Below are 19,014 nucleotides of genomic sequence, written 5' to 3'. Positions count from 1 at the left end.
GACTGCCCGCTGGAATCGTTGTTCGCCTTGTTGTCTGTCTTGCCGTTCGTCCTGCTGCCCACCTCCTGCCGGCCTGCCGCCGTCCTGCCCTGCCCGAGCCCTGCCGCCGGGCCGGGGGGCTTGCCCGTGCGCCGCCCAGGCTTTGCCGTGCTGGCCGCCTGGGGGCTGGTGGCATGCACGCAGACCGGCGGGCCAATGGCAGTGGCCGCGGGCGACGGCACGCAGCCGCCGCGCATTGCGCAGCGTCCAGCGGTGCCGCCAGTGGTGCTGGCCCCGAATGTGGCGGCGGCCGCCGGCCAGCCCACCACCCAGCCCACCGCCGCGGCAGTCGCCGCGGGACAGGACGATCCGCTGGCGGCGCTGATCGCCGGCAATGCGGCCCCGGCGGCTGGTTCCGAGACTGCGCCAGTAACGCCAGCCGCAGCGCAGTCCGAGGGCAGCCTGCCCGCGACAGTTGCCGGCACCACCGTGACCGATCCCGGCTTCGTTGGACCGCCGGAGCCACCCGCGCCCCAGCCTCCGCCGCTGGTGCTGTTCCCGCCCCGGCTGGGCGAATTCCGGGCCGATCCGCCGGAACAGCTGGCAGCGGCCAGGACCGATGCACCGGCGGATGCAGCCCCGGAAGCGCCGGCCGCCACCACGTCCGAGACACCATCCGAAGCGCCGCCTGTGCTGCGCTCGCAACTTCCCGCCGACGATCCCGCGGGCGACTCGGTGTGGCGCCTGGGCTACAGCGGCCGCGCCGCCGTCGAAGACCGCCCCGCCACCATGCGCGCCTGCCCGGGCGGCGCGCTGTCGACCGGCATCGGCAGCGGTCTGGCCTGCCGCAGCGCCGGTGAAGTGAAAATCCGCGAGTCGGTGCTTGACCTCGATGGCGGTGCGCAGGTGATGCTGATTGCCCAGGCGCGCGGCACCGACGCCACCACCGTCAACGGCCGTCCCGCCGCGATCGATCCCTACGCGCTGGTGCCGCAGTTCTATACCGCCGTCAGCGGCCTGGCTGTGCTGGACGGCGCCACCATGTGGGCCGGCCGGCGCGACAACGCGCCGTTCCTGATGTCATCCGGCCTGCTGCCGCCCAATTCCACGGCGATGCGCTTCGGCGTCGACAACGCCAAGGTGATCGGCGACATCGGCCTGAACTACCAGTACACTGCGCGCGCGGACCAGAACGGCCAGAACCTGCCGAGCTACCACTCGCTGCGCACCGCGCCCATCCCGACCAACGACAGGGGCTCGGTGCAACTGGGCTTCACCCGCGTCGAAGCCCAGCCGATGGTGCAAGACACCGGCGGCGCATGGTGGGCGTCGGCGCTGCATGAGCAGAAAGGCGTGCTGTACGGCACCAATCGCCTGGGCATGCAGTTCGGCTCAGGCTCGCGCAATGCCATGACCGGCTACACCGGCATGGGGCCGTCCCTGTCGCGCATGCGCGTGGCGGAATCGATCGAATGGAGAGGCCGCTCGGGGCTGGGTGGCGCGGTGGAACAGAGCCTGCAGTTCGACCGTTCCCCGGTCGGCACGCTGCAGTGGACCACCACGCGCGTACGGCCCACCTATGTGGCGAGCGACCAGTTCCGCCTGAACTTCGAGGTATCGCACGACCAGATTTCGTCGGGTTTCGGCGTCAGCGGCCAGCGCACCGCCCTGACGGTGGCGCCCACGCTGACGCTGGGCAAGTCGGCCGGCAATGCCAACCTGCGCGCGTTCTATACCTACAGCCGCGCCAGCGACGTGGACGGCATCGGCTATACCGCGCCGGCCGACGCGTGGGCATCGCAGGCCAGCGGCTCGATCTTCGGCGTGCAGCTCAATCGGCGCTGGTAGCGCTGGTCTGCCAGGCGCGCCGCGATGATGAGGCGGTCGTTGCGCTGTCGGCCGGTGCCGCGTTCGAGGCAAGCTCAGCGGTATCGGCAGCCGGCTTTCGGCACAGCCAGTGGAACACCAGCGTGGCCGCCAGGCCGCCGCCGAGCTGCGCCAGCACGAAGCCCGGCACATCGACCGGCCTGATTCCGGTGAAGGTATCGGTCAGCGCGCAAGCAATGGTCAGCGCCGGATTCGCGAACGACGTCGATGACGTGAACCAGTAGCCCGCCGTGATATAGCCCGCCACCACGAATGGCACCAGCTGCGGCCGGCTGCGCAGCGTGCCGATGCCCACGCCGACCAGCCCGAAGGTTGCCACGCATTCGCTCCACCACATCGCCGCACCGGTACGGGCCTGACCCGACCACGCGAGCGCCGGCTCGCCGAACATCGCATGCGCGGCCAGCACGCCGCACACGCCGCCCGCCAGCTGCACCACGACGTAGCGCAGCGCATCGCGCGGCGACAGCGTACCCTGCACCAGCGCGGACAGGCTTACCACCGGGTTGAAGTGCCCGCCCGACACCGGCCCCAGCGAGACCAGCAGCGCCACCAGCCCGGCGCCGGTGGCCAGCGAATTGGCAAGCAGCGCCAGCGCGGTATCGCCGGCGGCAAGGCGCTCGGCACGGATGCCCGAGCCGATCACGATCGCCACCAGCAGCGCCGTGCCCAGTCCTTCGGCCACCAGGCGGCGGGCGCGCGTACTCATCGCTGCGCTCCGATGCCGGCGCAGTGGCCGGCAGGCAAGCGCAAGTTTGCGGCAATGGGTGCGGAACGAGGGGGGAAAATTTGCAGCGGCAAGATCGACAACGTCGCCTGAGACGACGCCTCATACGGTGGCATTCAGCGGGGGGCGTCCGCGCGAAACCGGTGCGCGATGCCAGGCCCCGCGCGGACGCGACAGTGTTCCGCCAGGCGCCCTGGAGCGTCAATGCGCGGCGGCTTTGTTGTGTGCTGACGCCGGGTATCGAATCGACACTGCGGGCCGGCTCTCGTCTACACTAAGCCAGCCTGCACGGCCAGCACCGATATCGCGCGCCTGCTCGCCGGCATGCCAGGCCCGACCCCTGACCGCACCGACAGGAGCCCGCCCCATGTGGCGACGTTTGCTGCCGCAGCCGCGCTGGCTGCCCCGCCTAGCCGTCATGCGCCCGCAACGGGTTGTGCTGGTTTGCTTCGGCGCGGTGTTCCTGATCACGCTGGTGGTCGCCGCGCGTGAGTTGTACCTGGTGCGCGAGCGCGTCATCGGCGCGCACCAGCATGCGCTGGTGCTGCGCGCGCTGGGCGTGGACGCGATTCTTTCCGCCGAACGCCGCCGCCTGTTTTTCCTGCGCGACTTCTCCGAGCATCTGTTCGCGCTGCACGCCAATGTCGGCTCGGCCGATACCGATATCGAGCGCGCCTATGCTGCCCGCAATGACGAAGTCTGGCAGTTGCCCCTGCCGCGTGGCGATGCGCCACTGATCGGCGTCGGTCCCCACAGCCTTGCCGGCCTGCAAGGGTTTGCCCGCCGCGATGCCGACCTGAAGGCCGATCTCATGGTCGGCCGCACGCTGAGCCAGCTGCTCGGGCTGGGCCTGCGCGGCGACCTGATACAGGGCAATGCGCTGTTTATCTCGTCCAATGGCTTCTTCGCCATCTATCCGCCGCAGGATCCTGCCAAGGCCGTCCGGCTCATGCAGCGATTCGACAGCATGGACTACTACCGCGGCCACATGCCGGCGCAGAACCCGACCCGCGCAATCCATTGGGCGCCTCTCTATACCGAATTCGAGGGCGCGCGCGTGCTGACCACGATCAGCATCCCGGTCTATGCCGGCAGCCAGTTTCGCGGCGTGATCGCCGTCGACGTCGCGCAGCAGCGCCTGCACGAGCTGCTGGGTGCCGCCAGCGCGCCGGGCGCGGTGCACTACATGGTCAATATGCACGGCGATGTGGTGTCGTCATCCGGCAGCGGGTTCTCCAGCCTGCAGAAGTGGCCCGAGGCCGTACCCGGAGACTGGTCAGGACATCGCGTGGCGGAACTGTTCGCGCGCGGCTCCGGCATGCTCAGCCATAACGGCGACCTGCTGTTCTTCCAGCGCGCTGGGCAAAGCCTGTGGCTGGTGGTCGACGTGCTGCCGCTGTCTGCGCTGGCACCGGCGATGTTCAGGCGATTGAGCGGACCCCTGCTGATCGTCTGGCTGCTGTTGCCGCTGCTGCTGTGGGTCACGATGCGCGTGGTCACGCAGCTGTTCGATCACTACCTTGCGCTGGGCGAGAAGCTGCAGGAACTGACGCAGCAGGACCCGCTCACAGGCCTGGCCAACCGCAGGCATTTCCGCGCCAGCTTCGGGCGCGAGGCCAGGCGCCAGCAGCGCGGCGGAACCGCGCTGTCGGTGCTGATGATCGATATCGATTTCTTCAAGAAGGTCAACGACCGCTGGGGCCACGCCAGCGGCGACCGCGTGCTGGGCGCGCTGGCGCAGGCCCTGCACGGCACGCTGCGCGCCTTCGACCTGCCCGCGCGCCTTGGCGGCGAGGAGTTCGCTGTGATGCTGCCGCAGACCGGCCTGGCCGACGCGGTGCGGATCGCGGAGCGCCTGCGCGAGGCGATCGCCGGCTGCACAGTGGCGGCCGAGCCGGAAGCCGAGCCCGAGTCCGATCCCGCGCTTCATGCCGCAAAGGCGGGAACCGCGGGCCCCGAACGCGTGATCCGCTTCACGATCTCGATCGGCGTAGCCGAATCGCCGGGCGACGCCCCGCTCGCGCTAGACGCGCTGCTCGCCATTGCCGACCGGCGCCTCTACGATGCCAAGATGCACGGGCGCAACCGCGTCGTCAGCGACGACGGGCTGCATGCGGGCGAAGCGGATATATCGGAGCGGTCGACCTGAGTTCGCATCAGCGCAACAGCGAATCAGCGCAACAGGAATGCGATATCGTCGACGCCGATCTGCGACACCGGGATGCCTTTGCGGCGCTGGAACAGGATGTGCTGCTGCACGCGGCTGCGCTGCTCGGCGAAGAACGCCGGATCGATCGGCGCACCCAGGCGCATGTAGTGCTGCACCAGCAGCTTGTAGGCGCGATGGCGCACCTGCATGGCCTCGGTCTCGGCACGCAGCCGCCGGATCTCGGCCGGACTGCGGTCCACCGCCTGGTGCAGTTCGTCGACGGTGCGGGCGTGGAGTTCACGATAGACGTCGCGCTCTGCCTCGGCCTGGTGCAGCGCATCGCGCAGTTCGCGGATCTTGCGCTGCAGTTTCAGCGTCTGCGTCACTGCCTGCTGCACCTTGCCGGCCGCGCCCAGCGCCTGGCTCGCCGCGGCCATGGTGCTCTTCCACAGGCCGCGCTCGCCGGCCGTCCCGATCAACGTATCCATCTGACCCCCGGTAGAAAGGACTTCCCTTGGCCGGGTACCGCATTGTTCTGCAGCCGAGTGCGGTTTCGCCGGCGCGCGACGCACTGCCAGGTGGCAGGTCGTCAGGCAATCCTAGAGATACCTATAACGGGTGCCAAGTAGAAGATTTTTACTTCTGGATTGGGTGTTGCGTGGCGGGCAAAGACATTTGATAGGTTGCCAGCGGCCGGCGAATGAATTTCTGAGCTTCAAGCACCGGTGGCATATTGTCATCAATATGATGAGAATACATGTCCAGATCCAGTACAATAACCGTTTGTCCTGGATATGGAGCCTGCCGCCATGCAGCCCCAGCGCGTCGAGCGCCTGAGCCACGCACAGCGCGAGCGGCTGGCCTACATCGACTTCCGGCTCTACTTCTTCGGTGAGATCGGGCGACCGGACCTGATCGAGCGTTTCGGTGTTGCACCGGCAGGTGCGACACGAGACTTGGCGCAGTACCGGGAAATCGCGCCGCGGAATATCACGTTCGATGGCAGCCACAAGATCTACCGTATCGGACAGTTGTTCTCCCCGCTCTTCGAGCACGCCCCGCGGCGCGTTCTGTCATCGCTGGCCTTGGGGTTCGGCGATGGCGTTCACGGGGTGTCGCAGTCGTTGTTGCCCTGCGAGTCACCAACAGCCCTCAGCAACCCCAGGATGGATGTGCTGGCTCCGATCTGCCGGGCCATCCACGCCAAACGCCCAGTCGCGATCCGCTACCACTCGATGAGCAGTGGAGAGTCAGAGCGGGTCATCGTGCCCTTCGCCTTGGTGGACACCGGCATGCGCTGGCACGTCCGTGCCTTTGACCGCAACAGCGGCGAGTTCCGCGACTTCGTCGTAACGCGAATCGAAACGCCCACCTTGCTCGATGAGGAGCCGTTGCCGAACGAGCGCCCGGACAACGACATCCAGTGGACCCGGATCGTTGAGTTGGATTTTGTGCCTCACCCGCGCCTGAGTCGGCCCGAGATCATTCGGATGGACTACGGGATGAAGGATGGTGCAATACGGACGCGCGTTCGCGCCGCAGTCGCTGGCTACATGCTGCTGCGCTGGAGCGTGGACTGCTCGCCGGATCACAGCATCAAGGATGAACAGTACCGACTATGGCTCAGCGACCCGCTGGCCTTGTACGGGGTAGAGAACGCGAAGCTGGCTCCTGGCTACCAAGCGCCGACCAGCCAAAAGAATCGATAGGGAAAGAATAAACGTAATGGCCAAGACACTTGAAGCCCACGACAAACTGATCCGGAAGATCTCCGAAGGCAGCTGCCAGTTCAAGATTCCGGACTATCAGCGCCGCTGCGCCCGGACGACCGAGCAGGCAACGGCGTTGTTCGATGATCTGGTGTCCGCAATGGCGGCTGGAGGCGCAGCATCGTGAGCAACGCCAGGGAAATCGAACGCGCAGAACTCCACAAAACCATCTGGCGCATTGCCAACGATCTGCGCGGCAGTGTCGATGGCTGGGACTTCAAGAGCTATGTGCTCGGCATGCTGTTCTACCGTTTCGTCTCGGAGAACCTGACCAGCTATCTGAACGAACAGGAACGTCGTGCTGGCAGCACCGATTTTGACTACGGCACTTTGAGTGACGCGGAGGCCGAATTTGGCCGCGCCGAGACGGTCAAGGAAAAGGGCTTCTACATCTTGCCCTCCGAGTTGTTCACCAATGTGCGGATGCGCGCCCGGCAGGATGCCAACCTTAACGAAACCTTGAGCCGCATCTTTGCTGATATCGAAGGCTCGGCCACTGGCAGCGACAGCGAAGACGATTTCAAGGGCCTGTTCGACGACCTCGATGTGAACAGCGGCAAGCTCGGCCCCACAGTCGCCAAGCGCAATGAAAAACTGGTCAAGCTGCTCGACGCCATCGGCGATCTGCCGCTCTCCAATGGCAGCTTTTCGGACAACAGCATCGACCTGTTTGGCGATGCCTACGAATACCTGATGCAGATGTACGCCTCGACGGCGGGCAAGTCCGGCGGCGAGTTCTACACCCCACAAGAAGTCTCCGAGCTTTTGGCACGCATCACCGTGGTCGGCAAGACTGAAGTCAACAAGGTCTACGATCCGGCCTGCGGCTCCGGCTCGCTGCTGCTCAATTTCGTCAAGGTGCTGGGCCACGACAAGGTGCGCCATGGTTTTTACGGCCAGGAGATCAACCTCACCACCTACAACCTGTGCCGGATCAACATGTTCCTGCACGATGTGAACTACGAGAAGTTCGACATCGCCCACGGTGACACGCTGACCGACCCCGCGCACTGGGATGACGAACCCTTCGAGGCCATCGTCTCCAATCCGCCGTATTCGATCAGATGGGATGGCGACGCCAACCCGCTGCTCATCAACGACCCGCGCTTCGCTCCGGCGGGCGTGCTCGCGCCCAAGAGCAAGGCCGACCTGGCCTTCACGATGCATATCTTGAGCTGGCTGGCAGTCAACGGCACGGCGGCCATTGTCGAATTCCCCGGCGTGCTCTATCGCGGCGGTGCAGAGAAAAAAATCCGCCAGTATCTGATCGACAACAACTACGTTGATGCGGTGATTCAGTTGCCGCCCGACTTGTTCTTCGGCACCACGATTGCCACCTGCATCATCGTGCTGAAGAAGTCCAAATTCGACAACGCCACGCTGTTCATCGACGCATCGAGTCTGTTTGTTCGCGGTGGCAACAAGAACAAGCTCCTGTCAGATCATCGGCAAAGAATTCTGGATGCCTTCATCCAGCGCAAGAGCATCGACCACTTCGCGCGCCTGGTGGAGAACAGCGACATTGCCGCCAATGGCTACAACATCGCCGTCTCCAGCTATGTCGAGCAGGCCGACACCCGTGAAGCTGTGGACATCACCGAGCTCAACGCGGAGATCGCCCGCATCGTGGCACGGCAAGCGAAACTGCGGAAGCAGATCGATGCCATCGTGGCTGATCTAGAAGGGGCGCGGACATGAACCGGATCGACGAGCTTATCGCGCAACTTTGCCCGGATGGGGTGGAGTTCAGGGAGCTCGATGAGCTGCTTGAAAGAACTTCGAATATCCGATGGCAGGATGTTCAAGGTGAGGAGTTCGAGTACATTGATCTGACTTCGGTTGATCGCAATACCCACGCTATCGGAGATACAGAAACGATTTATGGCGAAACTGCGCCAAGCCGCGCACAACAAATTGTGCGCGAGGGCGATGTGATTTTCGGAACGACAAGACCGATGCTCAAACGCTATTGCCTAGTCCCCTCAGAATACGACGGGCAAATATGCAGCACCGGCTACTGCGTTCTTCGCCCAGATACTGAGTTGCTTCTTCCAAATTTTCTGTTTCATCTACTCGGAACAGAAACGTTCTACAGCTATGTAGAGGCCAATCAGCGCGGCGCAAGCTATCCGGCCATCACGGACGGAGCGGTAAAAGCATTTCGCATTCCGAGACCGCCTGTAGAAGTGCAGGCTGAAATTGCAAAAGTTCTTGATACCTTTACCAAGCTCGAGATGGAGCTGGAGACGGAGCTGGAGACGGAGCTGGAGGCGCGTCGGCGGCAGTACAAGTACTACCGCGACGCGCTCTTGAGCTTCGATGCGCGTATCCATGAGCGCAAGCAAGCGAGCATAAGGTGGATGGCCTTGGGTGAGATCGGGCACTTCACGCGCGGCCGTCGATTCACCAAGGACGATTATGTCCGGGACGGTATCAGCTGCATCCACTATGGCGATATTTATACCCAGTACGGAACCTTTACAACAAAGGCGGTTTCGCATGTGCGTGCTGACTTGGTCTCCACGCTGCGTTTTGCGCAAACGGGCGATATCGTTATTGCTGCTGTCGGCGAAACGGTCGAGGATGTGGGCAAGGCGGTTGCCTGGCTCGGTCAGGATGAGGTTGCGATTCACGATGACTGCTTTGCATTCCGGCACACGATGAATCCAAAGTTTGTGTCGTATTACCTTCAGACTCAAAGCTTCAATGCCGAGAAAAACAAGTTTGTCGCTCGTGCAAAGGTCAAGCGTTTGTCTGGAGAAAACCTGGCCAAGCTAACCATTCCGGTCCCGCCTCTCGAGGAACAAGAGCGCATCGTCGCCATCCTTGACCGCTTCGATGCGCTGGTAAATGACATCACCGATGGCCTGCCTGCCGAGATCGCGGCACACCGTCAGCAATATGTGCATTACCGCGACCGGCTGCTCACTTTCAAGGAAGCCGCATGAGCGCAGATCCCAAACCCTCCCGCTTTGAAGCGATCGCACTGTCCAACGAGAGCACCGTCGTTGCCGAATTTCTGCCTGAATTTCAGGGTGTGCAGCAGGACTGCTATCAAAGTGAAGCGGCTCTGGAGAAAGCCTTCATCAAGCAATTGCAGGTGCAGGCCTATGAATATCTGCCCATCACCTCGGAAGCGCAGCTGATCGCCAACCTGCGCCGCCAGTTGGAAAAGCTCAACAAGGTCACGCTGTCGGACCCCGAGTGGGAGCGTTTTTTTGCCGCAAGCATCGCAGGCGCGAACGACGGTATTCTCGAAAAAACCGCGCGCATTCAGGAAGACCATGTGCAGGTCTTGAAGCGCGACGATGGCACCACCAAGAACATCTATCTGGTCGACAAGGCCAACATTCACAACAACGCCCTGCAGGTCATCAACCAGTACGCAATCGAGGGCGCGCGAGCCAACCGCTATGACGTGACGGTACTGGTCAACGGCCTGCCGATGGTGCACATCGAGCTGAAGCGCCGGGGCGTGGACATCCGCGAGGCCTTTAACCAGATCAACCGCTACCAGCGCGACAGCTTCTGGACGGGCTCGGGGTTGTTCGAGTACGTGCAACTTTTCGTTATCAGCAATGGCACGCTGACCAAGTACTACAGCAACACCGTGCGCGACGGGCATTTGAAGGAGCAGTCCGCCCGGCGTGGCAAAGGCGGCAGCAAGAGCAAGACCTCCAACAGCTTTTCCTTCACCAGCTGGTGGGCCGATGCCCGCAACCAGCCCATCACCGAACTGACGGGCTTCACCAGGACCTTCTTCGCCAAGCATTCGCTTCTGAATGTCCTCACCAAATATTGTGTGTTCGATGTGGATCGCAAGCTGCTGGTGATGCGGCCCTACCAGATCGTCGCCGCCGAGCGCATCCTGCAGCGGATTGCCACGGCCACCAACCACAGGCAGCTCGGCACCGTGGCGGCGGGCGGCTACATCTGGCATACCACCGGCAGCGGCAAGACGCTGACCAGCTTCAAGGCGGCGCAGCTCGCCAGGGGCCTGCCGAACATCGACAAGGTGCTGTTCGTGGTGGATCGCAAGGATCTCGACTACCAGACCATGCGCGAATACGAGCGCTTCGAGAAAGGCGCGGCCAACTCCAACACCTCCACGGCGGTGCTGCAACGGCAGCTGGAAGACCCCAACGCCCGCATCATCATCACCACCATTCAGAAGCTTTCCCGTTTCGTGGTGAAAAACAAGAAGCACCCGGTGTATGAGGCGCATGTGGTGGTGATTTTCGATGAATGCCACCGCAGCCAGTTTGGCGACATGCACGCCGAGATCACGCGGGTGTTCAAGCGCTACCACCTGTTCGGCTTCACCGGCACGCCGATCTTCGCCGAGAATGCCGGTACCACCGGCAATCCGTTGCGGCGCACCACGCAACAGGCCTTTGGCGACAAGCTGCATACCTACACGATTGTCGATGCCATCAACGACAAGAACGTGCTGCCGTTCCGCATCGACTACATCAACACGATCAAGACGCAAGCGGGCATCAAGGACAAGAAGGTGTCGGCGATCGACACCGAACGGGCGCTGTTGGCACCGGAGCGCATCACGCAGATCGTGGGCTATATCCGCGAACATTTCGACCAGAAAACCAGGCGCGCCAGCAGCTACCGCCACGATGGCAAGCGATTGGCCGGGTTCAATTCGCTGTTCGCCTGCGCGTCCATCGATGCCGCCAAACGCTACTACGCGGAATTCGCCGCACAGCAAAAAGAACTGCCCGAGCCCCAGCGGCTGAAGGTGGGCCTGATTTACAGCTTTGCCGCGAATGAGGAAGAAAGCGATGGCCTGCTTGGCGAGGAGGAATTCGAGACTGAGGGGTTGGATCAAGGCTCGCGCGATTTTCTGGAAGCTGCGATCCGGGACTACAACGCCCTGTTCGGCACCAGCTTTGACACCTCGGCGGACAAGTTCCAGAACTACTACAAGGACTTGTCGCAGCGCCTGAAAAAACGCGAGTTGGACATCGTCATCGTGGTCAATATGTTCCTGACTGGATTTGACGCCACCACGCTTAACACCCTGTGGGCGGACAAGAATCTGAAAAGCCATGGGCTGATTCAGGCCTACTCACGCACCAACCGCATCCTCAACTCAGTCAAGACCTACGGCAACATCGTCTCCTTCCGCAATCTCGAGCAGGAGACCAACGACGCACTCGCGTTGTTCGGCAACAAGGATGCCAAGGGCATCGTGCTGCTCAAGCCATACGCCGAGTATTACAAGGAGTACGACAAGCGTATCGGGGAGCTGATCGCCGGGTTCCCACTAGGACGGGCCATCGTCGGCGAGGCGGCACAGAAGGCATTCATCAAGCTGTTCGGCGCGATTCTGCGGCTGAAGAACATCCTCACGGCGTTTGATGATTTTGCAGGTCAGGAGATTCTCACCGAGCGCGAATTCCAGGACTACCAGAGCCTGTACCTGAACCTGTACGCCGAATTCCGCAGCATGTCGGATGCCGAGAAAGAGTCGATCAATGACGATGTGGTGTTCGAGATCGAGCTCATCAAGCAAGTGGAAATCAACGTCGATTACATCCTGCTGCTGGTCGAGCAGTACCTGAAAAAGAGAGGCACAGGCGACGACAAGGAAATCCGCGCCACCATCGAGCGAGCCATCAATTCCAGCCCTGGCCTGCGCAACAAGAAGGACCTCATCGAACAGTTCGTGGATTCGGTGACCACCAAGGCCAAAGTGGACGCGCAGTGGCAGGCTTTCGTGGCGGCGAAAAAGGCCGAGGAGCTGGAGCGCATCATCACGGAAGAAAACCTCAACGCCGAGGCAGCGCGCAGCTTTATCGACAACGCCTTCCGCGACGGAAGCATCCCTGTCACCGGCACCGCCATCACGAAGATCCTGCCGCCGGTATCGCGGTTCTCGAAGAACAATGGCCACGCTACCAAAAAGCAGACGGTGCTGGACAAGCTGACCGCGTTCTTCGAACGGTATTTCGGGCTGGCCTGAACGGGGTAGATGACGATGAACCAAATCCAGACTACCGATCAGGGCCCTGATTGCAGCTTTGCGTCGCGAGCCCATAGAGGAACGGCAGAGAAGGGATTCAAGAAGCTGTTCCGGCTCTGAGGGGAAGAAAAAAGCGCCGCACTCAATGCGGATCGTCGCTGCTTTCACGCAGCCATGCGGGGATGTCCCTCATGCCGTGCAAGATGCGCCAGACATCGATGTGGTCGGGGCGCTCGACGTAGAACACGACATACGGATAACGCTTCAACATCCAAATGCGCAAGCCAGGTAGATCCAGCTCGTGAGCGTAGCGTGGGGAGCCGGTCGCGGGATATCGCCCGATGTGCGCGTACGCCTGCTCCAGCTTATCAATGAAGCCGAGCGCCGCCTGCTCGGCCTCTTTGCTCAGGTAATGGCTGACCGCTTCGTCGACGTCCTGCCTGGCAAGCACTCTCGGGATGACAGGCTTGGCCTTCACCGGGCGCTCCGCACTCGGGCTCGCAACGCGTCGAAGTAGCTACCATCGACGGGTGCAGTCGGTGCGGAGGCCGCCCCGGCCAACAGCAAGCCGCGCAGTTGCTGGCGATCCTGATCCTTGCGGATCAGTTCGCGCACGTACTCGCTGCTGGTGCCGTAGCCGCGTTGGCTGACTTGCTCATCGACAAAGGTCTTGAGCGTGTCAGGCAGGGAAATGTTCATTGTGCTCATGGATTCATCCTAGCGTGTTTGGCAAAATTTGCCAAACCGCCTATGCGGACAACCTCGGCACAGCGCCAAAAAAAAACGGACGCCGAAGCGTCCGTTTCCTTGTTAAATCTGGTGGCCTGGGACGGAATCGAACCGCCGACACAAGGATTTTCAATCCTCTGCTCTACCGACTGAGCTACCGGGCCAAAGAAGCGAAACTATAACTGCTGTTCCTGACGCAGTCAAGCGTCATCTGCGTCACTGGCTCACTGCTCGGCCGGTTCAGGCTTGTTGCGGCCCAGTTCGACGCCGAGCTGCTTGAGCTTGCGGTACAGGTGGGTACGCTCCAACCCGGTCTTCTCGGCCACGCGGGTCATGCTGCCGTGCTCGCGCAGCAGGTGGTATTCAAAGTAGGCGCGCTCGAACAGGTCACGCGCTTCGCGCAGCGGCATGTCGAACGAGAACTGCATCTCGGCCTCGGGCACGCGTGCGGGGCTGCCGTTGGTGGCGGTTTCGGCCACGGCTTCCGGTGCGGCGGTGGCGCTGGCGGATTCGGCCGAGGGCGCGCTTGCCGGCGCGGCGGCCGTGGCGGATGTGCTGCGCGGACGCTCGATGCCGCGTGCCAGGCCCTGCTCCACCGCGGACAGCAGCTTCTGCAGCGCGATCGGTTTCTCCAGGAAATTCAGCGCGCCGATCTTGGTGGCCTCGACCGCGGTGTCGATGGTTGCATGGCCCGACATCATGATGACGGGCATGGTCAGCTGGCCCTGCGCGGACCATTCCTTGAGCAGGCTGACGCCATCGGTATCGGGCATCCAGATATCGAGCAGCACGAGATCCGGCGTGCCGGCCGCGCGGTATTCGCGCGCCTGCTGCGCGTTTTCCGCGAGTTCGACCACGTGGCCTTCGTCGCTGAGGATCTCCGAGAGCAGCTCCCGGATTCCCATTTCGTCATCGACTACGAGGATGGTTGCCATACTTCCCCTCTTAACCCCACCGAAGCGTTCCGGGACCGGATCGCCAAAAGTTGACTATGTCAGTTTAACGAACAGGATCGAGATCTGTGCACCGACGACCTCCGCACCTTCCATGCGATTGCGCAGCTCGATGCGCGCGCCGTGTTCATCAATGATCTTCTTTACCATCGCAAGCCCGAGACCCGTGCCCTTGGCTTTGGTGGTCACGTAGGGCTCGAACGCACGGCTCAGGATCCGTGGTGCAAAGCCGGGACCATTGTCCGCAATGGTGAGCTTGACGGCCTGCCGGTTTTCGCCGGCAGAATCTTTGTATTCTACAGTCTCGGTGTTCAGAGTGATATGGGGCGCCGCCCTACCCGCCGCGACGTTCTCCGCGGCCGCATCCTGCGCGTTCTGCAGCAGGTTGTGGATGACTTGGCGCAGTTGCGTGGGATCGCCCTTGATCTCAGGCAGCGCAGTGCCCAGCGCCGGATGGATCACCGGATGCTCGTGCACCGCCGGATCGTCGATGCCATACAGATGCAGCACCTCTGACACCAGGCTGTTGAGCTGCAGCGATTGCAGCACCGCGGGCGGCGTGCGCGCGTAGTCGCGGAAATCGTCGACCATGCGCTTCATCGCCGCCACCTGGTTGACGATAGTGGCGGCGCCGCGCTTGAGCACGTCGACGTCGGTGCCTTCCAGCTTGGGCGAGAGCTTCATCTGCAGCCGCTCGGCCGACAGCTGGATCGGCGTCAGCGGGTTCTTGATCTCGTGCGCGAGGCGCCGGGCCACTTCGCCCCAGGCCACCGAGCGTTGAGCGGAAATCACATCGGAAATATCGTCGAAGACGATGACGTAGCCGGGCTCGTCGCGCTCGCCGCCGGGCAGCCGCGCGCCGCGCACCAGCAGCGTCAACGGCTGTTCGTCAATGCCGCCGTGGCCCTGCGGCAGCTCGATCTGCTTTTGCCAATGCTCGGCGCCGCCCAGCACCTCGCTGGTGTTCTGGTCCGAGAAGGCCTGGCGCACGATCTCGCCGAACGGGCCCATCCCCGGGATCTGTTCTACCGGCAGTCCCAGCACGGCGCCGAACGGCTGGCGGAAGATGCGCTCGGCGCCGGGGTTGGCCGTAATCAGCACGAAGCGCCGGTCGAATACCAGCACGCCCGCGGTCAGGTTCTGCAGCACGCTTTCGAGGTAGGCCTTGGACTGCTCCAGCGCCGCGCGGTTTTCTTCGACCGCCAGGCGTGCCTCGGCCAGCTGCCTGGTCATCTGGTTGAACTGCTGGGTCAGCATGCCGAGCTCGTCGCGGCTCTTCAGTTCGCGCTTGGGCGACAGGTCACCCTCGGCCACTTCCTTGGTTCCCTGCAGCAACATCAGCAGCGGCCGCGCCAACTGGCCGCCGAGCAGCAGCGCCAGCATCACCGCGATAAAGACCGCGAGGAACAGCGTCAGCGTCAGCGTCCCGATATACATCTTGCGCAGGCCGGTGCGGCCCAGCGCCTTCTCCTGGTACTCCTGGTAGGCGCGCTGGACTTCGTCGGCATTGCGCGCGAGCACGGCCGGCACCGGGTGCAGCACCTGCAGATAGCGTTCCTCGCGTACGGTCTCCCCGACCAGGCCGAAGCCGCTCGACGGCGATTCCTCGGCACGGCGTTCCACCGACAGGCCCGACCCCGCCCAGCGCGAGTGCGGTGCCGCGCGCGGCGCGCTCGCGGCCATCTGGTCCTGCGCAGTGGTTGGGGCCGCGCCAAGCGGGATGATCACGCGCAGCCGGTACAGGTGGCTGCTGTCGACGCGCTCGGCGCTCTGGCTGTCCTGCGTCGGATCGGTGCCGCCTTCGACCGCGGCGTAGCCGCCCGCCAGCCGCGCCTGCTCGGCCAGCACGCCCGAGGGCAGGTCGGGCACCAGCGCGGCGTAGTTGCTCGATGCGCTCGCCAGCACGCGGCCGCTGCCCGTGAAGATTGCCGCCTCCTGCACGCCGTACTGCTCGCGCAGCCGGCTCAGCTGCAGCGACGTGGACACGCCCGACGAACCGGCCAGCTGATCGGCCATCAGCCGCGCCTTGCCCTGCAGGTCGGCCAGCGCGCTGTCGATGGTGGAGCGGCCCAGGTTGAGGCCGGCTTCGAGCGCGGTTTCCACTCGCACGTCGAACCAGGACTCAATGCTGCGCGAGACGAACTGCAGCGACACCAGGTAGATCAGCACGCCCGGCAGCACGCCCACCACGCCGAAGAACACCGCGAGCTTGGTCATCAGCCGCGTGCCGAACTTGCCGCGTCGGTAGCGCAGCCACAGCGTCACCGCGAGTGCGCCGATGGTCAGCACCAGCAGCGCGCCGATCACCAGGTTCACCTTGAACAGCAGCGTGAAATAGCGATCGAAGAATTCGGTATTGGCCGATGCCCCGGCCAGCAGGCCAACCAGTACCAGCGCCAGGAAAACGATGATCCCGGCCACGACGCGATACAGCACGCGCCGGAAGCGGCTGTCCCACAGCGAGGTGTTCATGGCTGGCTAGAGGCGGTCAGCGCCGGCTGCGCCAGCAGCGCGGTCGACAGCGCGGTCGATGCCGTCTGCACGAACACGGTATTGCGCGGATCCACTGCGGCGGCAGGTGCGCCCGGTGCGGACGCAGGCGCGGGCACGGCAGGTGGAGCGGGCAGCGGCGGCGAGGCCGGCGGCGGCGCCGGAACCGCGGGCACCGGCACCGGCGTTGGTACTGCGTTCAGGTCCGTCGGCACGGTGTAGATAAAGCGCCGCCAGTCCGAAGCCAGGTTCCAGTCGCGCGTATTGACCGCATTGATCTGGAACGGCTTGGGCAATTGCGACAGGTCCAGTCGCATGCGCACCTGCGCGTGATAGCTCTCGCCGGGCTTGATCGCGTTACGCTCGAACACGCGCCAGCCACGTACCCGCTGGATAAACTGCAGCGCGCTCTTCAGCCGCGAGAACGGCAGCTGCAGGCCGCCGGTGGAAATGCGGTATTGCCGCGTCAGCGGCTGGAAGGACAAGCGCACGCTGCGGCTGGTGTTGACGGGCTTGTCATCGAACCAGTACCAGCGCGGCCGCGTCAGCTCGAAATCAACCACGAAATAGAGCGAAATGCCCTTGTGCAGGGCGTCTTCCAGCGCGGGGGGCAGGTCGAACTCGAAGCTCGCGGCCAGTTCGAAGCCGCCGTCCTGGTATTCGATGCGGGCCTCGGTGGCCTCGATCACCTGCGCCTGCGCGGCAGGCGGCAGCCAAAGCAGCAGCGCCAGTGCGAGCATCAGCACAACCCGCATGCGCGTCAGAAGATGCGTCATTCCCGTGGCGAGATCCACGGTAACGCGGCAGTCTGACGGGCGCGGCGTGCTCAGCATCGGATCAGATCAGGCGCGTTTCTGAAAGCGGGCGTAGAAGAAGCCATCGTGATCCGATGGCAAACTGGCGTGGCCGGAGTCCTTTTCACCTTGTTCGCCGGCCGAGGGCGTTGTCGTACGGGTGCCGGGCAGCAGTTGCCCCGGTGCCTGCAATCGTATCGCATCTGCCAGTTGTGCACCAAACCAGCGCGCCTGCTCCTCGCCTTCCGTTGGGAAAATAGAACACGTGACGTAGACCAGGATGCCGCCCGGCTTGAGCAGCGGCCACAACTGCGACACGATGCGGCGCTGCTCGGTGATCAGCTTGGCGATATCGGTTTCACGGCGCAGCCAGCGGATATCGGGATGGCGCCGCACGATGCCGGAGGCCGAGCACGGCACGTCGGCCAGGATGCGGTCGAAGGGCTGGCCGTCCCACCAGTCGGCGGGCCGGCTGGCATCGCCCACCACGATGCGGGCTTCTTTGCCGAGGCGCGCCAGGTTTTCGTTGATGCGGGTGGCGCGCTGCGGGTCGCTTTCCACCGCGGTCACGTCGATGTCGGCAAGCTCCAGCAGGTGGCCGGTCTTGCCGCCCGGCGCAGCGCAGGCATCGAGCACGCGCATGCCGTCGGCCACCTCCAGCAGCGGCGCGGCCAGTTGCGCGCCGGCGTCCTGCACCGACACCGCGCCTTCGGCGAAGCCCGGCAATTGCGTCACCGGCACCGCGCGCACCAGGCGCACGGCCTGCGGGCCGACCACGGTGCCGGCCAGGCCGGCATTGGCCAAGTCGGTCTGGTATTGCTTCACGCTGACCCGCGCGGTGTTGACGCGCAGCGTCATCGGCGGGCGCACGTTGACGCTCGCGGCGAGATCGGTCCACTGCTCCGGGTACGCCTCGCGCAGCATGCGCAGCCACCACGGCGGCAGGTTCCAGCGCGCCTGTTCGTCGCGGTTGACCTCGGCCAGCAGCGCCTTGCGCTCGCGCAGGAAACGGCGCAGCACCGCGTTGACGAGGCCGCGCGCATGCGCGGTCTTGGGTTCCGAGGCGGCCGCGCTGACCGCCTGGTCGACCACGGTGAAGGTGCTGTAGCCGGCGCGGCCTGAGGCGCCTTGCGCCGCGTCCTGGCTGTCTTTGTCCTGCCGCTGGCCCGGCGCCTGCTCGACCAGCAGCGCAAGCGCCACCGCCAGCAGCGAGTCCACCTGCGCGCCGGGCGGGCGCGTGACCAGCCTGGTCACCAGCGCGCGCGCGGTGCCGAACTGGCGCATGGTGCGGTAAGCGATGTCCTGCAGCGCGCCGCGCGTGGCGGCATCGCGCACGCGGTCCAGGCGCAGCTGCGCGGCGGCGTCCTCGATCGCCTGCGGCAAGGCGGTGCCTTCGCTGACGGCGCGTACCGCGGCGGCGGCGCCAAGCATCTGGAAGGCAAGCGAATCGGGAGGCAGGCGCATATCGGTCAGGCAGCGGGTGAGGCGGCAGGTAAGTCGTGAATCGGTGGGCAGCCGGGCGAGGGCAAGAAAAATGCCCGCTGGTCCAGGTTTAAA

General features: G+C 64.0%; 15 protein-coding genes and 1 tRNA gene. 7 read left to right on the top strand and 9 right to left on the bottom strand.

Annotated elements, in window-relative coordinates; genetic code table 11:
• Positions 1–120: 120 nt before the first annotated feature.
• Positions 121–1,827: a carbohydrate porin gene (locus tag ACIP1U_RS10750; protein ID WP_400314581.1), complete on the top strand. Its 1,707-nt coding sequence runs from the start codon at positions 121–123 to the stop codon at positions 1,825–1,827.
• Here ACIP1U_RS10750 and ACIP1U_RS10745 read toward each other — a convergent pair.
• Positions 1,811–2,575 carry an aquaporin gene (locus ACIP1U_RS10745; protein WP_400314580.1) on the bottom strand — a complete coding sequence of 255 codons (765 nt, stop codon included), beginning with the start codon at positions 2,573–2,575 and terminating at the stop codon, positions 1,811–1,813. The genes ACIP1U_RS10750 and ACIP1U_RS10745 overlap by 17 nt on opposite strands.
• Positions 2,576–2,960: 385 nt before the next feature.
• On the opposite strand from ACIP1U_RS10745, the gene ACIP1U_RS10740 reads away from it, so the two are divergent.
• Positions 2,961–4,742: a diguanylate cyclase gene (locus tag ACIP1U_RS10740; RefSeq protein ID WP_400314579.1), complete on the top strand. Its 1,782-nt coding sequence runs from the start codon at positions 2,961–2,963 to the stop codon at positions 4,740–4,742.
• 23 nt (positions 4,743–4,765) lie between these two features.
• Here the strand turns inward: ACIP1U_RS10740 and ACIP1U_RS10735 are convergent, their stop codons facing one another.
• Entirely contained in the window at positions 4,766–5,230 is a 465-nt protein-coding gene (locus ACIP1U_RS10735; RefSeq protein WP_400314577.1) for a hypothetical protein, read from the bottom strand.
• 321 nt (positions 5,231–5,551) lie between these two features.
• On the opposite strand from ACIP1U_RS10735, the gene ACIP1U_RS10730 reads away from it, so the two are divergent.
• From ACIP1U_RS10730 to ACIP1U_RS10710, 5 genes are read left to right on the top strand one after another with little or no spacing between them, the layout of a single operon-like run.
• Complete coding sequence (locus ACIP1U_RS10730) at positions 5,552–6,451, top strand: helix-turn-helix transcriptional regulator (RefSeq protein ID WP_400314576.1); 900 nt, start codon at positions 5,552–5,554, stop codon at positions 6,449–6,451.
• A 16-nt stretch (positions 6,452–6,467) separates the two neighbouring features.
• The gene (locus ACIP1U_RS10725) at positions 6,468–6,638 is read left to right on the top strand and encodes a hypothetical protein (RefSeq protein ID WP_400314575.1); all 171 of its coding nucleotides are present in this window, start codon (positions 6,468–6,470) and stop codon (positions 6,636–6,638) included.
• Entirely contained in the window at positions 6,635–8,209 is a 1,575-nt protein-coding gene (locus ACIP1U_RS10720) for a type I restriction-modification system subunit M (protein ID WP_400314573.1), read from the top strand. Before ACIP1U_RS10725 ends, ACIP1U_RS10720 begins: the two co-directional genes overlap by 4 nt.
• Positions 8,206–9,459, top strand: coding sequence for a restriction endonuclease subunit S (locus ACIP1U_RS10715; protein WP_400314572.1), 1,254 nt, complete (start codon positions 8,206–8,208; stop codon positions 9,457–9,459). The genes ACIP1U_RS10720 and ACIP1U_RS10715 overlap by 4 nt, the downstream gene beginning before the upstream one ends.
• Positions 9,456–12,491 carry a type I restriction endonuclease subunit R gene (locus tag ACIP1U_RS10710; RefSeq protein WP_400314570.1) on the top strand — a complete coding sequence of 1,012 codons (3,036 nt, stop codon included), beginning with the start codon at positions 9,456–9,458 and terminating at the stop codon, positions 12,489–12,491. The genes ACIP1U_RS10715 and ACIP1U_RS10710 overlap by 4 nt, the downstream gene beginning before the upstream one ends.
• A 142-nt stretch (positions 12,492–12,633) precedes the next feature.
• On the opposite strand, the gene ACIP1U_RS10705 is transcribed toward ACIP1U_RS10710, so the two are convergent.
• The 7 genes from ACIP1U_RS10705 to rsmB form a co-directional block, all read right to left on the bottom strand.
• Entirely contained in the window at positions 12,634–12,969 is a 336-nt protein-coding gene (locus tag ACIP1U_RS10705; protein WP_400314568.1) for a type II toxin-antitoxin system RelE/ParE family toxin, read from the bottom strand.
• Positions 12,966–13,199 carry a type II toxin-antitoxin system ParD family antitoxin gene (locus ACIP1U_RS10700; protein WP_400314567.1) on the bottom strand — a complete coding sequence of 78 codons (234 nt, stop codon included), beginning with the start codon at positions 13,197–13,199 and terminating at the stop codon, positions 12,966–12,968. The genes ACIP1U_RS10705 and ACIP1U_RS10700 overlap by 4 nt, the downstream gene beginning before the upstream one ends.
• Positions 13,200–13,308: 109 nt before the next feature.
• Positions 13,309–13,384 (bottom strand) — tRNA-Phe (locus tag ACIP1U_RS10695).
• Positions 13,385–13,444: 60 nt separating this feature from the next.
• Positions 13,445–14,155 (bottom strand): response regulator, encoded by a 711-nt coding sequence (locus ACIP1U_RS10690; protein WP_400314565.1) that lies wholly within the window; start codon positions 14,153–14,155, stop codon positions 13,445–13,447.
• 54 nt (positions 14,156–14,209) lie between these two features.
• The gene (locus tag ACIP1U_RS10685) at positions 14,210–16,645 is read right to left on the bottom strand and encodes a sensor histidine kinase (protein WP_400314564.1); all 2,436 of its coding nucleotides are present in this window, start codon (positions 16,643–16,645) and stop codon (positions 14,210–14,212) included.
• A complete protein-coding gene (locus ACIP1U_RS10680; protein WP_400314562.1) occupies positions 16,642–17,496 on the bottom strand; it encodes a DUF4390 domain-containing protein in 855 nt (284 codons plus the stop codon). The genes ACIP1U_RS10685 and ACIP1U_RS10680 overlap by 4 nt, the downstream gene beginning before the upstream one ends.
• A gap of 9 nt (positions 17,497–17,505) precedes the next feature.
• On the bottom strand, positions 17,506–18,921 hold the full coding sequence (rsmB, locus tag ACIP1U_RS10675; RefSeq protein ID WP_400314560.1) for a 16S rRNA (cytosine(967)-C(5))-methyltransferase RsmB: 1,416 nt from the start codon (positions 18,919–18,921) through the stop codon (positions 17,506–17,508).
• Positions 18,922–19,014 lie beyond the last annotated feature (93 nt).

This window comes from Cupriavidus sp. NPDC089707, from assembly GCF_044748965.1.
GTDB lineage: Bacteria > Pseudomonadota > Gammaproteobacteria > Burkholderiales > Burkholderiaceae > Cupriavidus.
Note: the sequence above shows the minus strand (reverse complement) of the source record. Positions and strands in the feature narration are given on the sequence as shown.

Excerpts from the sequence above, each read along its gene's own strand:
- ACIP1U_RS10710 (WP_400314570.1), top strand. The coding sequence starts at position 9,456 with ATGAGCGCAGATCCCAAACCCTCCCGCTTTGAAGCGATCGCACTGTCC.
- ACIP1U_RS10735 (WP_400314577.1), bottom strand. The coding sequence starts at position 5,230 with ATGGATACGTTGATCGGGACGGCCGGCGAGCGCGGCCTGTGGAAGAGC.
- rsmB (WP_400314560.1), bottom strand. The coding sequence starts at position 18,921 with ATGCGCCTGCCTCCCGATTCGCTTGCCTTCCAGATGCTTGGCGCCGCC.
- ACIP1U_RS10730 (WP_400314576.1), top strand. The coding sequence starts at position 5,552 with ATGCAGCCCCAGCGCGTCGAGCGCCTGAGCCACGCACAGCGCGAGCGG.
- ACIP1U_RS10715 (WP_400314572.1), top strand. The coding sequence starts at position 8,206 with ATGAACCGGATCGACGAGCTTATCGCGCAACTTTGCCCGGATGGGGTG.
- ACIP1U_RS10740 (WP_400314579.1), top strand. The coding sequence starts at position 2,961 with ATGTGGCGACGTTTGCTGCCGCAGCCGCGCTGGCTGCCCCGCCTAGCC.
- ACIP1U_RS10745 (WP_400314580.1), bottom strand. The coding sequence starts at position 2,575 with ATGAGTACGCGCGCCCGCCGCCTGGTGGCCGAAGGACTGGGCACGGCG.
- ACIP1U_RS10690 (WP_400314565.1), bottom strand. The coding sequence starts at position 14,155 with ATGGCAACCATCCTCGTAGTCGATGACGAAATGGGAATCCGGGAGCTG.
- ACIP1U_RS10700 (WP_400314567.1), bottom strand. The coding sequence starts at position 13,199 with ATGAGCACAATGAACATTTCCCTGCCTGACACGCTCAAGACCTTTGTC.
- ACIP1U_RS10685 (WP_400314564.1), bottom strand. The coding sequence starts at position 16,645 with ATGAACACCTCGCTGTGGGACAGCCGCTTCCGGCGCGTGCTGTATCGC.
- ACIP1U_RS10680 (WP_400314562.1), bottom strand. The coding sequence starts at position 17,496 with ATGCTGAGCACGCCGCGCCCGTCAGACTGCCGCGTTACCGTGGATCTC.
- ACIP1U_RS10725 (WP_400314575.1), top strand. The coding sequence starts at position 6,468 with ATGGCCAAGACACTTGAAGCCCACGACAAACTGATCCGGAAGATCTCC.